Source organism: Clostridium saccharoperbutylacetonicum N1-4(HMT), assembly GCF_000340885.1.
GTDB classification, from domain to species: Bacteria; Bacillota; Clostridia; order Clostridiales; family Clostridiaceae; genus Clostridium; species Clostridium saccharoperbutylacetonicum.
In genome coordinates this window covers 3,914,541-3,927,969 of the sequence record NC_020291.1, presented here as the reverse complement: position 1 = coordinate 3,927,969, position 13,429 = coordinate 3,914,541, and the positions used below count along the sequence as shown (strand labels likewise).

Annotated in this window: 13 protein-coding genes; all 13 read left to right on the top strand. The window is 29.7% G+C overall.

Features of this window, described 5'->3' with window-relative positions:
- Nucleotides 1–21: 21 nt before the first annotated feature.
- The 13 genes from CSPA_RS17600 to CSPA_RS17540 all read left to right on the top strand — a co-directional run bounded on the left by CSPA_RS17600 (nt 22) and on the right by CSPA_RS17540 (nt 13,380).
- A complete protein-coding gene (locus tag CSPA_RS17600; protein ID WP_015393702.1) occupies nt 22–648 on the top strand; it encodes a precorrin-8X methylmutase in 627 nt (208 codons plus the stop codon).
- A gap of 128 nt (nt 649–776) precedes the next feature.
- Entirely contained in the window at nt 777–1,892 is a 1,116-nt protein-coding gene (cbiD, locus tag CSPA_RS17595) for a cobalt-precorrin-5B (C(1))-methyltransferase CbiD (protein WP_015393701.1), read from the top strand.
- Entirely contained in the window at nt 1,893–2,498 is a 606-nt protein-coding gene (gene cbiE / locus CSPA_RS17590) for a precorrin-6y C5,15-methyltransferase (decarboxylating) subunit CbiE (RefSeq protein ID WP_015393700.1), read from the top strand. It begins immediately after the preceding gene.
- Between the two features lie 109 nt (nt 2,499–2,607).
- The gene (gene cbiT, locus CSPA_RS17585) at nt 2,608–3,180 is read left to right on the top strand and encodes a precorrin-6Y C5,15-methyltransferase (decarboxylating) subunit CbiT (protein WP_015393699.1); all 573 of its coding nucleotides are present in this window, start codon (nt 2,608–2,610) and stop codon (nt 3,178–3,180) included.
- 345 nt (nt 3,181–3,525) lie between these two features.
- Nucleotides 3,526–4,191, top strand: a complete 666-nt coding sequence (locus CSPA_RS17580; RefSeq protein ID WP_015393698.1) for a cobalt-factor II C(20)-methyltransferase — start codon at nt 3,526–3,528, stop codon at nt 4,189–4,191.
- 257 nt (nt 4,192–4,448) lie between these two features.
- Nucleotides 4,449–5,213: a precorrin-4 C(11)-methyltransferase gene (cobM, locus tag CSPA_RS17575; protein WP_015393697.1), complete on the top strand. Its 765-nt coding sequence runs from the start codon at nt 4,449–4,451 to the stop codon at nt 5,211–5,213.
- A gap of 39 nt (nt 5,214–5,252) precedes the next feature.
- A complete protein-coding gene (gene cbiG / locus CSPA_RS17570; protein WP_015393696.1) occupies nt 5,253–6,311 on the top strand; it encodes a cobalt-precorrin 5A hydrolase in 1,059 nt (352 codons plus the stop codon).
- A 102-nt stretch (nt 6,312–6,413) separates the two neighbouring features.
- Nucleotides 6,414–7,046 carry a hypothetical protein gene (locus CSPA_RS17565; protein ID WP_015393695.1) on the top strand — a complete coding sequence of 211 codons (633 nt, stop codon included), beginning with the start codon at nt 6,414–6,416 and terminating at the stop codon, nt 7,044–7,046.
- 900 nt (nt 7,047–7,946) lie between these two features.
- Nucleotides 7,947–9,020 (top strand): ribosome small subunit-dependent GTPase A, encoded by a 1,074-nt coding sequence (gene rsgA, locus CSPA_RS17560; RefSeq protein WP_015393694.1) that lies wholly within the window; start codon nt 7,947–7,949, stop codon nt 9,018–9,020.
- A gap of 1 nt (nt 9,021) precedes the next feature.
- Complete coding sequence (locus CSPA_RS17555) at nt 9,022–9,903, top strand: GNAT family N-acetyltransferase (RefSeq protein ID WP_015393693.1); 882 nt, start codon at nt 9,022–9,024, stop codon at nt 9,901–9,903.
- A 464-nt stretch (nt 9,904–10,367) separates the two neighbouring features.
- Nucleotides 10,368–10,721 carry a response regulator gene (locus CSPA_RS17550; RefSeq protein ID WP_015393692.1) on the top strand — a complete coding sequence of 118 codons (354 nt, stop codon included), beginning with the start codon at nt 10,368–10,370 and terminating at the stop codon, nt 10,719–10,721.
- A gap of 35 nt (nt 10,722–10,756) precedes the next feature.
- Entirely contained in the window at nt 10,757–12,835 is a 2,079-nt protein-coding gene (locus CSPA_RS17545) for a chemotaxis protein CheA (protein ID WP_015393691.1), read from the top strand.
- Nucleotides 12,836–12,876: 41 nt separating this feature from the next.
- Nucleotides 12,877–13,380 (top strand): chemotaxis protein CheW, encoded by a 504-nt coding sequence (locus tag CSPA_RS17540; RefSeq protein ID WP_015393690.1) that lies wholly within the window; start codon nt 12,877–12,879, stop codon nt 13,378–13,380.
- Nucleotides 13,381–13,429: the final 49 nt, after the last annotated feature.

Genomic DNA, 13,429 nt, shown 5'->3' with positions numbered 1-13,429 from the left:
GAAAGGATGGTTTAAAGTTAAATGGATTATTTAAAAAATCCTATGGGAATTGAAGAAAAAAGTTTTGAAATTATAGGTAAAGAAATGGGAGCGCATTCTTTTACAGAGGAAGAGCTTCTTATAATAAAGAGAACAATACATACTACTGCTGATTTTGAGTATAAGGAATTAGTGGAAATAAGTGAAACTGCCATTGAAACTGCAAAAAAGATTTTTGCTAAAGGTGCTAAAATTTATACAGACACAAATATGGCTTTAAATGGAATTAATAAAATGGCCTTAGCTAAAACAAATAGTAAAGTTATTTGCTATGTAAATGAAGAGATTGTCCATAAAGAAGCAAAAGAAAAAAACATAACTAGAAGTATGGCAGCAGTTGAAAAAGCTTGTAGTGATGATGTAGATATTTTTGTATTTGGAAATGCGCCTACGGCACTTTTCAGGCTTAAAGAATTAATAAAAGAAGGTAAAGCTAATCCAAAGCTTATCATAGCAGTACCAGTTGGTTTCGTAGGTGCTGCTGAAAGTAAGGAAAATATGGATGAGCTAAATATTCCTTATATAAGAGTAAGAGGAAGAAAAGGTGGAAGCACAGTTGCAGCAGCAATAATCAATGCTCTTATGTATATGGTAGTTGAAAGAGAATAAGGCACTATTAAATAAATAACAAGTCCTCTTGCTAATATAAGTTCCTTATTGCAGCAGAGCTGCTCTTTTCTAAGATGCCTATTTTTGAGCTGTTATTTATTTTGATGAGCCTAACTAGAGGTGACTTGATGTTTGAAATGTATATTGAAGCTAATGGGCAGAAATTAAGATGTGGATATACAACGGGAGCATGTAGTGCAGGTGCAGCAAAAGCAGCAACTATGATACTCTTTAATAAGTGTGACGAAATTATAGAAATAGAAATTGCATCTCCAAAAGGAATTAATATAGAAATGCCTATAGAAGCAATTGAGAAAATTGATGATTATATAGAATGCACTATTTTAAAAGATGGTGGAGACGATCCAGATGCTACTCATGGAATAGAAATAAAGGCTAGAGTGAAAAAAATAGATGAGTCTATTGGAGTAAGTGAGCAGGAAAGAGTTGTTCTTAAAGGTGGAATTGGAGTAGGAGTTGTTACAAAGGATGGGTTATTTGTACCTAAAGGCGAGCCGGCCATTAATCCAGTTCCAAGGAAAATGATAATAGATGAAGTGATGAAGGTCTTACCAGAAGGAGAAAAAGTTGAAGTGACAATCTTAGTACCACAGGGGGCCGAGATTGCAAAGAAAACTTTCAATAAAAGGCTTGGTATTGAAGGTGGAATTTCAATACTAGGGACTACAGGAATTGTTCATCCTATGTCAGAAGAATCACTTATGGCATCAATCAAATTAGAAATTAATCAAAAAGCTATAAATAATGAAAAATTAGTATTAACTTTTGGAAATTTAGGCGATAATTATTGTAAGGGACTTGGTTATAAAGAAGAAGAAATTGTGATTTGCTCAAATTTTATAGGATATGCATTGGAAGCATGTGTTTCATCGAAAGTGAAAGCTGTTATCATAGCTGGACATATAGGAAAAATGAGCAAAGTTGCTTATGGATGTTTTAATACTCATAGTAAAGTTAATGGTGTAAGACTTGAAGTCATTGCGCTAGAACTTGCTCTTCTTGGTTATGATATTTCTTTGGTACAAAGTGTTTTAAAGGAGAAAACTTGTGAAGGCGCAGTAAAGATGCTTGGAAGTGGGTACGATAAACTTTATGAGAATATAGGTGAAAAAATCATTGAAAAAACTTCAGAACACGTTTATGGAGAGTTAAAAGTTGATGCACTTATGTATTATGGTGCAGTAAAACCTATATTACTTTGGAAGTCTGGAGGTGTAAGGTAAGTGATTTATATAGTTGGCTTAGGTCCAGGACATAAAGACTATATTATGCCTAAAGCAATAGAAACACTAAAAAAGTCTAATATTATTTTGGGTTTTAAGAGAGCAATTGATTCTTTAGATTTTATAAATAACAAAAAAATATACATAAATAAATTAAGCGATGTAGATAAATTAATTGGTGAAAATAAAAACATGGATATTTCCATAGTAGCATCTGGTGATCCGACTTTCTATGGTATAGCAAACTATATGAAAAATAGAATAACTTCAGAAATTCAAGTAATACCAGGATTAAGTTCCTTTCAGTACTTAACCTGTAAATTAAATATGTCTTGGAACAATGCTTACTTAGGCAGTCTTCATGGAAGAAAGGAAGATTTTTTAGATATAATACTTAAAAATAAATTAAGTATTTGGCTTACAGATAAGGATAATAATCCAGCAGTCCTGTGTAAATTATTACATGAAGCTGAAATTGATTGTAAAGTTATTGTTGGCGAAAATTTATCTTACACTGATGAAATAATAACAGTAGGAAAACCTAAAGAATTTTTAAATAAAATATTTAGACCGTTAAGTATTTTAATCATTGATTACGAAAATTGATTATTAATATTTAATCAGCAGCTGTTAAGTTTTAGAATTAATAAATGAGTATTAAAAATGAAATTCTGATCATTGAAAATTGATCATTATCCAAAGAGGAGGTAAATTGGTGGTTTTTATAAAAGATAAGGAATTTATTAGGGGAAAATGTCCGATGACTAAAGAAGATGTCAGGATACTATCTGTTATAAAAATGAATATTGAAGAAGACTCTACAGTTTTAGATATAGGAAGTGGGACAGGGACAATTACAGTTCAAGCAGCTAAGCTTGCAAAAAGGGGTAAAGTACTTTCTGTAGAAAGAGATATGGATGCTTATAATATAACACGAGCTAATGTTGATAAATTTGAATGTGAAAATATCAAAACTATAAATAAAGAAGCTGGAGCAGTATTAGATGTTTTGATTTTTCAAGGTTTAAAGTTTGATTCTGTATTTATTGGAGGTAGTGGTGGAGATTTAGAGAAAATATTACTTAAAGTAAATACAGTAATTAAGAAAAATGGAACAATTGTCATGAATTTCATTACTTTAGACAATGCATACAGAGCTTTGGAAGTGATTAAAAATTTAAATTACAAATATGAAGTTTCTTTAGTTAACATAAGTAAAAATCGTGAAAATACTTTAATGATGATAGCAAATAATCCAATATACATTATTCAATGTATAAGAAAATAATTAATTATAATATTGGTAACTATATATTGCAGTTTACAGTTTACAATTTACAGTTTATGTCCTTTATAGGTATCTGTGAGTAATTGTGGTTTTAGGTCAAAAAGAAGGTTCGAGGAACGAAATGTACACCGATAAAAGAAGCAGCTATGCACATGTGAAAAGAGTGGCACTGCTACAATACGGAACTTTCCTGCAACCAAGAACTAATTCACTTTTTGATTCTCACATCAAGATTTCAAAATGGAATCAATCTTCACTTAAAATTGATCAGTGAGTATTAAATATTGATAATTGCAATAAATATATAAATAAATTAGTTACTTAAGAAGAAAGGAAATTTAGAAAATGGCAACATTATATGGAATAGGAGTAGGACCTGGCGATTCAGAACTATTAACAATGAAAGCTGTTAAAACAATAGAAAAGTGTCAGGTTATTGTTGCGCCATCTGCAACAGAAAATGGAGAAAGTATTGCTCTTGAAACAGCAAAAGAATATATAAAGCCAGGTACAGAAGTCGTAATTAAACATTTCCCAATGGGAAAAAAAGATAGAGTTATAAAAGCATTACAGGCTTATGAATTTATAGAAGCTAGACTTAGAGAAGGTAAGGATGTTGCATTTTTGACTATTGGGGATCCTTATGTGTATAGTACATATAGTCACATGCTTAAGCACGTTAGAGATTGTGGCTTTAAAGTTCAAACAATTCCAGGAATAACTTCTTTTTGTGCAGCTGCAAGCTTAGTTAATGAAACATTAGTTGTTGGAAATGAAAGATTAGTAATAATGCCAGCAGCAAATGTTAAAGAAATTACAGATGAAAAATTTGTAGTTGTAATGAAAGTATACAAGCATGAGGAAGAAGTACTAGATGTTTTAGAAGAAAAAGGTTTTGAATATATTTATGCAAGCAGAGTTGGAAGAGAAGGCGAGACAGTCTTAACCAACAGAGAAGAAATACTAAAATTAAGAGATTACATGTCCTTGATTATAGCAAATAGAAAGTAAAATAATTATGGGTTTACAATTAAAGGGAAATAACTCTGGTTTACAATCAGAAAAATATAATAAAGAATATATAAGTTCTAATTAAGGTATTACATCTCGCATTAAAAAATACTGAAGGGATTTAGCGACTAATGACAATTGAACATTGATAATTGGAACATATATATAATAAAAAATATAAGAAATTGCGCAGCAATTTCCACCATAACTGATAACTGTAAATTGTAAACTGTAAACTGAAAAAAGAGGTGTTAATAATGATATATTTTATAGGAGCAGGTCCTGGAGCTGTTGATTTAATAACAGTTAGAGGCCGTGATTTACTTGAAAGAGCAGATGTTGTAGTATATGCTGGTTCTTTAGTTTCTAAAGAACATTTAGAATATTGCAGACCAGATGCCCAAATTTATAATTCTGCTAATATGACTTTAGAAGATGTAATGGAAATTATGACAATGGAAGAGCAGATGGGAAAACTAGTTGTAAGATTGCATACAGGAGATCCATCTATTTATGGAGCAATAAGAGAGCAAATGGTGGAATTAGATAGAGTTAGTATTCCTTATGAAGTCGTACCAGGAGTTAGTTCTTTTACTGGGGCAGCAGCAGCAATAAATAGAGAATTTACCTTGCCAGGAGTATCACAAACTGTTATTTTGACAAGAATTGAAGGTAGGACTCCAGTTCCAACAAATGAAGATCTTGAGGTACTAGCATCTATAGGAGCATCAATGGCTATATTTTTATCAATTTCTATGATTGACAAAGTAGTCGATAAATTAAGAAAAGGATATAAGAAGAATGTTCCAGTGGCTGTAGTTGAAAGAGCAACTTGGCCTGATGAAAGGATAATCCTTGGTCATTTAGATGATATTGCAGATAAAGTTAAGGAAAATAATATTACTAAATGTGCTCAAATTCTAGTTGGAGACTTTATAGATAGTGATTTCGAAAAGAGCTTGTTATATGATAAGAGTTTTTCACATATGTTTAGAGAAGCTGAAGCTTCAAGTAACGAATAACATTAAACTTCAAATTGGTAATGCTGGAGATAGAACATAATGAATAATGAAGATATGCAAAATTGTGAAGAAAAGAAAGACAATATAATTTTGGAAGAATCAATAAGTATAATATGTCCATCGCCTAAAGGGAAAGAAATTGCTATAAAATTGCAGAAAGCTTTGAAGGCTCAGCTTTATATTAAAGAAAATGAAGAATTTAAATTACACGAGATTACTAAGCAGGTTATGAAAGAATCAAAAGCAATTATATTTATTTCTTCAACAGGAATCGCAGTTCGAGCAATAGCTCCTTTTCTTGAAGGTAAAGATAAAGATCCAGGAGTTGTTGTTGTTGATTTAGCTTGTAAATATGCAATCAATATTTTGAGTGGACATATCGGTGGTGGAAACAAACTTACATGTAATGTTTCAAAGATATTAAATATTATGCCTATTATTACTACAGCTAGTGATAATTTGGGGATAATTGCCCCAGACCTTTTAGCACAGCAAAATAATTTAGTGATTGAAGACTTAAAAAAGGCAAAGCATATAGCAGCAGTATTGGTCAATAATGAAATTATTGGAATAAAGGATGATTATGATATGCTTGAAATTAGCAAAGGTTATGAGAAGATAAAAGAATTAACTGAAAACTGTATTTGGATAACTCATAATTTAAAGGATCATACTCTGCAGGAAAACGACAATAAAGCAATAGATTATTCTAAAGTTTTACGCCTTATTAAAAAAGATATAGTTTTGGGGATAGGATGTAGAAGGGGTACATCCTATGAAAAATTAAAAGAGTTTGTAGAAAATTATTTGATAAAATACAATTTTGATATTAAAGCAGTAGCAACCATAGTTTCAGTTGATGTAAAAGCTAACGAAGAAGGAATGATTAAATTGGCTAAAAACCTTAATTGTCCCTTTAAAACCTTTAGTAAAGAAGCAATTAGAACAGTTCAAGATAAATATGAAAAAAGTGAATTTGTTTTAAAAACTCTTGGAATAACTGGTGTTTGTGAACCATGTGTTGATTTGGCAGGTGGGAAGGTAGTTGTTAGTAAATTAAAACATGAAGGAATGACTTTGGCTATTGGGCTGCTATAAGCCTTATATTGTACTAGTAGTATGAAGATGTGGTATAATATTACCGTATATAGTATTTTTTAGAGTATTACATTGGGAATCAAAATGATAGGGGGAGAAATTATGACCATTTTAGACATGCTGAATAAAGTGAATACAGGGAATAATTCAATGGAAAAAGCATTAGAGATTATTAAGGATAATTTTACTAACTTGGTAAATGACAATTATGAATTAGTCATTAGGGAGAATGGAGAATTAAATGTCAAAATTCCAAGCTTAGAGAAGAGAAATGAATATGTATATAAAGATCTCACAGAATATAAATATCCATTGATAATGTGCATGAGAGTGCAAGAGTTAAAGAATCCAGAGGCATATAATTATATTTTGACAAAGTTTATGGAATTATATAAAGATAAATTGGATTTGTTCTTTAAAGATGTAAATACAATCTATAAACTTAAGGATAACATAGTAAAAACAAAAAATAATACAGACTACATAACATATTCTTCTATGACAATGGGGGTTGTTGGAGCAATATCTTTATGTATATTTAATTTTAATGATATAACAAGACAGATATTTATATTAAGTATTATAATATTTTTTATTTTGTCAATGATGCTACAAACAACGAAGGAGAATAGGGTTAAAAAAGTAATAGATGCATATTTAAGCTTGATTAAAACTGACTGGTATCATGAAGAACTTTTAAAAGAAGCTGCTTTTCTTGCAAACTTCATAGGATAAGATAATTCAAGTTAAATGATGAATTATGGAATTTAAAAAATGAGAATTTGATTGAAGAGTCGAATTCTCATTTTTATCTTTATTTATATAGGGGCAATTGACAAATATTTCATTGTGTGATATTGTTTGATTTATAAAGGATTTATTGAAAAATAAATCTTATGAAAGGAGAAATGGTAATATGACAAAGAGTGTAAAGGTGATTACTGTTTAAAACTTAATATGGGCGAAAGTGCATTTTGAAAGGTAACATACCTTTTATTTGTGTTAGATTTTCGCAGTTTAAGATAACCTTTCAAAAATATACTTACTATTAAGGACGAATAGTGTAACAGGTTTGCCTGTTCTTTTGTTATTCCCGCAGATAGAAGCCAGTTTTGAGGTTTGTGTCTGCGGGATTTTTATGCCCATTTTTAAGAATTAGTAATAAAAAATATTTAGTGTTTATAGATATCCAATTTAAGAATAAAACTTATAAATGGAATATACATTCACAATCGTAACACTACACTAGAAATTAGATGCATTTTTCTGGAAGCAGGCATGTGAAATTGAGCTGATGATGGTTCTTAATGGGGGCTTGTTTTATTTACAGCTTGTCCAGATTTTACATCTGGAACACGCTGAAATAACGACAAGCCGCTATTTAGAACCTTCCAGCGAAAATTTCACTAGTCCTGTGGAAGATAAATGTATCTGATTTCGGTAATTGTTGCATAAGTCTAATTCTTGCTTTGGATATCTGTATTGCTTTCTAAGACTAAAAAACAGTAATCAAAAAAGGAGAGATGTATAATGAAAAATTTAAAAGTAAGATTTATTAAAAAATTAATAAAGGCATGTTTCAAAGAATAATGAGAAGATTATTTAATGTCATATGCCTAATTATGGAGGAACATGATGAACAACAATGTAATAAGAAAATATGGATATGATGATTATTATGAAGGGAAAATTAGTGAATTAAATTTATTCTTAGATGAATTAATTCCTGCAAGGGTTATTGAGGTTCAAAAAGAACAATATAAATTAATAACAGAATATGGTGAAAGCTCAGGAAAATTGAAAGGGTCATTATTTTATAATGATAAGATATTAAATGTTTATCCAACTGTTGGAGATTTTGTTTTGGTTAAGCATAATCCTATTGGAGATGATATTATTTATCATGTGCTTGATAGAAAAAGCAAATTTTCTAGACTGGATTCTTTTAATAAAGTTGAACAAATTGTAGCTGCTAATTTCGATTATGTATTTATAATGGTTTCACTTAATAATGATTTTAATGTAAAAAGGACTGAAAGATATTTGACTGCAGCATGGCAAAGCGGGGCAATGCCAGTAATAATACTTACTAAACGGGATTTGTGCAATGATTATAGTTCCTATGTTGAAAAGCTTGAAAAAGTTGCTCCATTTGTTCCAGTTATTGCAGTAAGTTCAGTTACTGGGGAAGGTATAGATGAATTGTGGGATTATATAAAGCCTTATAAAACCGCTGTATTTTTAGGTTCTTCTGGAATTGGTAAATCTTCATTAGTTAATGCACTTTCAGGAGAAGATATAATGAAAGTTAATGGAATACGAGAAGATGATAGTAAAGGACGTCATACAACTACCCATAGGCAATTAATAAGACTAAAAAATGATGCTATGGTTATTGATACACCTGGTATGCGTGAACTTGAAATGTGGGATGTATCTGATGGGTTAGATATAGCTTTTGAAGATATAGAAAATTTAGCTAAAGAGTGTAAATTTGCAGATTGTAATCATGGCAAAGAACCGGGTTGTGCTGTAAAAGCAGCTCTAGAAAATGGAGAGCTATCGGGAGATAGATGGAATAGTTATTTAAAGCTAAAAAAGGAAACAGCATTTGCAGAGAGAAAAGAAAATATAAATCTTAAATTGAAAGAAAAAGCTAAATTTAAAAGTTTATCCAAATTTCAAAAAGAGGTAAAGAGGAGAGGTTAAAATGCAGGAAATAAATCAAAAAATAATTATAAAACAATATTTAATGGAAAAAGAATATAAAGAATTAAAAGAACTTGAAGAAATTATTAAGTTAGTGGATAAAGTTAATTTAAAGTTAGAGTTGGATTATAAATTAGAACTAAATAATATTTCTGTATGTGGAACAGAAAGAATAAATGAATTTTTATATTATGAAGATGGTGTTTTAGTTTCCTACCTTGGTATCTCATGTTTTGGAGGAAATGTAGCTGAACTTAATGGTATGACTCATCCAAAATGGAGAAGAAAAGGGAAATTCAAAAAGCTTTTTGAACTTGCAAAGAATGAATGTATTAACAGAAATTTTAAGAAGATATTGCTTTTAACAGATGGCATTTCTGATTCTGGGAAGGAATTTATAAAAGCTGTAGGTGGACAATACGATTTCACTGAATATGGAATGGAGCTATTAAAGCAAACCTCATTAAAAAATGAAATTACTATTAATTTAAGGAAAGCTGAAGAGTCAGACAACCTAGAAATAGCGAGGCAGGATTTAATATACTTTTCTGATAAGGAAGATGTTGAAAATGTTGAAGAAATAGAAGAAGATAAAATAAGAATAGAAACTGCTAATATTATTGAACTAAATAATATTACAATTGGTAAAATTCATATAAAATATGATGATAATTCGGCTTTCATACTTGGTTTTGGTATATTGCCAGAATTCAGAGGAAAAGGTTTTGGGAAAACAGCACTTAAAGAAGCTTTGAAAATAATTAAAGAAAGAAATATTAGTAATGTAGGATTAGATGTAGCTGCTAAAAACAAAAGGGCACTTAATTTATATAAATCATGTGGCTTTGAAGAAAAATCGACTATGGATTATTATAAGATCTAATACATAGTCTAAAGTAAAATTTTGAGAATATACATTTTATTAATAATATATGAAATAAAGCTAAGTGGAAGTAACACAGATAATGGATGCAATGGGCATTAGAAATTGTGCCATATGCATTTGAAATTATGCGTTGTGCATTTTGGGAGTTAAATCTATGTAATAATGCTATCAAACTGAGGAATTTACTGAATTTGAGGGAAAATATTCAGTAAATTCCTTTTATTTATGGAAACTTTAGTAAAAGACAAAGATATGCACACATTGACATTTATGTATAAATCATTACAATAAAATTAAGGAATCTATTTGCATTGGTATATGTTTTTTTAAGAAAAAATTGTATGTAATTATACAATCTATAAATCAGATAGTGATTTGTTGAATAATACAATACTAATATAATAAATAGGAAATTTCTAATTATTTGAGCAACTTATTGTATTAATGGGAGGGGTTAATAAATGAAAAAGGTACTTGTTGTCGACGATGCAGCTTTTATGAGACTGTCACTGAAAACGTCACTTGAGAAAAATGGATATGAAGTTGTAGGTGAGGCAGACAATGGCTTAAAAGCTGTGGAAATGTATAAAATGTTAAAACCAGAAATTGTAACAATGGATATAACTATGCCTGAAATGGACGGCATTGAGGCTTTAGGAGAAATCATGAAATATGATCCAAAAGCTCAAGTTATTATGCTTAGTGCTATGGGACAGGAAGTTAAAATCAAAGAAGCTGTTTTATTAGGAGCAAAAGGTTTTGTAGTAAAACCATTTAAAGAAGATTATCTAATAAAAGCTTTAAGTAAGTTTTAAAAGTTAAGAAAACTGTATAACTGGGGGGGAAAATTATGGACACTAGAGAACCTATGCTCGATATTTTTATTTTTGAAACCTTTGAGATGTTGGAAAAGCTTCAGGAACTTATTATTGACAGTGAAAAAGTTAATGAATTAGAAACAGATGCAATTAATGAAATATTTAGAATAATGCATACAATAAAAGGATCTTCAGGTATGATGATGTTTGATAATATTTCAAACCTCTCTCATACGATTGAAGATATATTTTATTTTATAAGAGAATCCAAACCAGACACAATAGATTATTCAGATCTTACAGATTTAGTTCTTGAGGGAAGCGATTTAATTAGAGCAGAAACAGAAAAAATAAATAATGATAAGGACGCCGATGGCGACTTTTCATTATTTATAGATAAGGCGAAAAAGTTTCTAGAAGGGCTAAAATCATCTAATCAAATATCAGAAAATTCAGATAACGAAGTGGTTAAGGAAAAAGAAATTATTAATAAAACTGAAGAGGTTCAAAAATATTATATTAGTAATGATAAAACAGATTCAAACCTAAACTTTTTTAGTGCAACATTATTTTTTGAAGAATTATGTGAGATGGAAAACATAAGGTGTTTTACTGTGGTTCATAAGTTAAAAGAAGTATCTGAGGTATGTTATTTTTATCCAGAAGATATTATTGAAAACAATGAAACTTGTGAAATCATAAAACAAGAGGGATTTAAAGTATTTTTAAAAACAAATTATAGCCTGAAAAATATAAAAGAATTTTTAATGGAAACTGTGTTTTTAAACAGAGTAGATATAACTGAATTTAACAATGAAACTGAACTTTATGATAATTATAGAAAACAAGATGAAAAGATAGAAGAAGCGATAATAAATGAAATCAAGGAAAATGAAATAAAAGAAATTGAAAAAGAAAAGCAGAAAGAAAAGACAGTAACTAAAACTGCACACAAACAAAGTTTGATTAGTGTTGATGTTAACAAACTTGATAAACTTATGGATTTAGTAGGCGAATTAGTTATTTCAGAAGCAATGGTAACTAAAAATCCAGAGATTGTAAATTTACAATTAGATAGTTTTAATAAAGCTGCAAGGCAACATAGGAAAAGACTTTCAGATCTCCAAGATGTTGTAATGTCAATAAGAATGGTTTCTTTGGCTCCAACATTAAATAAAATGAATAGAATAGTTAGAGATATGAGCAAGAAATTAGATAAAGATTGTGAACTTGTAATTATAGGACAAGATACAGAAGTGGATAAAAACATAATTGAACATATAGGGGATCCATTGATGCATATAATAAGAAATTCCATGGATCACGGAATAGAAACTAAAGAAGAGCGATTACATAGTGGAAAACCATTAAATGCTAAAGTAACAATTGAGGCAAAAAGTACAGGAGGAGAAGTTTGGATTGTTGTTAAAGATGATGGTAAGGGGTTAAATAAAGAGAAAATATTAGAAAAAGCTAAAGAAAATGGTTTAGTGAAAGTCAAAGATACTGAACTAACCGATAAAGAAATTTATTCTATGATTTTCTTGCCAGGTTTTTCAACTAAGGATAAGGTTACAGAATTTTCTGGACGTGGAGTTGGAATGGATGTGGTAGTAAAAGAAATAGAAAAGATTAGAGGAAATGTAAGTGTTGATAGTGTTCCAGGACAAGGTTCAACGTTTTCAATAAAAATACCATTAACTCTTGCAATAATTGATGGTATGACAATAAAAGTTGGTAACACTGTATTTACAATTCCTGTAACATCTATTAGACAATCGTTCATTATAAAAAAAGAAGATATAATTAAAGACCTTGATAATAAGGAAATGATACTTATAAGGGGTGAATGTTATTCAATATTAAGGCTTCATGAATTATACAATGTTGAAACTGACATTGTAAATATCGAAGATGGTATTGTAATTATGGTAGAAGACCAAGGAAAAGTTAAATGTATTTTTGCAGATAAGCTTATAGGAGAACAACAAGTAGTTATTAAAGCTCTTCCAGACTATATAAAGAAGGTAAAGGGGGTAAGTGGTTGCTCATTACTTGGAGATGCTACTATAAGTTTAATATTAAACGTATCTGAAATTGTAAATCTTTAAATAATATCTAGGCATTGGATAAAAGGATGGGAGGACAAAGCATGGAAGACTTATTGGAAAAAGTAGTTGAAAGTGAGGAAGATACTCAGAAAGACAAGTATTTAATATTCTCTATTGGGAATGAATGTTATGGGATTGACATTAAGTATGTGACAGAAATTATAGGTATTGAACCAATTACAGAGGTTCCTGAACTTCCTAATTATATTAAAGGTGTAATTAATCTTAGAGGAAAGATTATACCAGTTATGGATGTAAGGCTAAGATTTAAGAAGGAACCAAAAGAATATGATGACAGAACTTGCATCGTAGTAGTTGAAATTGGAAATATTAATATTGGGTTAATAATTGACAGAGTTTTAGAGGTAGTGAATATTGATGAAAGTAATATTTCACCACCACCTAAGATAAATTCTAATAAGGATAATGCAAACAAATATATAAAGGGTATTGGTAAAACTCAAAATGAAGTTAGGCTTCTTATTGATTGTCATAAATTATTAGAGGAAGATGAAATAGAAGAAATAAAAAGTGTGGAACTTTAAATCTTTTTGACTAGGTAAATATGGGAATAAAATGAGAATGAGGGGAATT

Coding starts and splice junctions, on each gene's coding strand:
- CSPA_RS17600 (WP_015393702.1), top strand. CDS start 22: ATGGATTATTTAAAAAATCCTATGGGAATTGAAGAAAAAAGTTTTGAA.
- cbiD (WP_015393701.1), top strand. CDS start 777: ATGTTTGAAATGTATATTGAAGCTAATGGGCAGAAATTAAGATGTGGA.
- CSPA_RS17580 (WP_015393698.1), top strand. CDS start 3,526: ATGGCAACATTATATGGAATAGGAGTAGGACCTGGCGATTCAGAACTA.
- cobM (WP_015393697.1), top strand. CDS start 4,449: ATGATATATTTTATAGGAGCAGGTCCTGGAGCTGTTGATTTAATAACA.
- cbiG (WP_015393696.1), top strand. CDS start 5,253: ATGAATAATGAAGATATGCAAAATTGTGAAGAAAAGAAAGACAATATA.
- CSPA_RS17565 (WP_015393695.1), top strand. CDS start 6,414: ATGACCATTTTAGACATGCTGAATAAAGTGAATACAGGGAATAATTCA.
- rsgA (WP_015393694.1), top strand. CDS start 7,947: ATGAACAACAATGTAATAAGAAAATATGGATATGATGATTATTATGAA.
- CSPA_RS17555 (WP_015393693.1), top strand. CDS start 9,022: ATGCAGGAAATAAATCAAAAAATAATTATAAAACAATATTTAATGGAA.
- CSPA_RS17550 (WP_015393692.1), top strand. CDS start 10,368: ATGAAAAAGGTACTTGTTGTCGACGATGCAGCTTTTATGAGACTGTCA.
- CSPA_RS17545 (WP_015393691.1), top strand. CDS start 10,757: ATGGACACTAGAGAACCTATGCTCGATATTTTTATTTTTGAAACCTTT.
- CSPA_RS17540 (WP_015393690.1), top strand. CDS start 12,877: ATGGAAGACTTATTGGAAAAAGTAGTTGAAAGTGAGGAAGATACTCAG.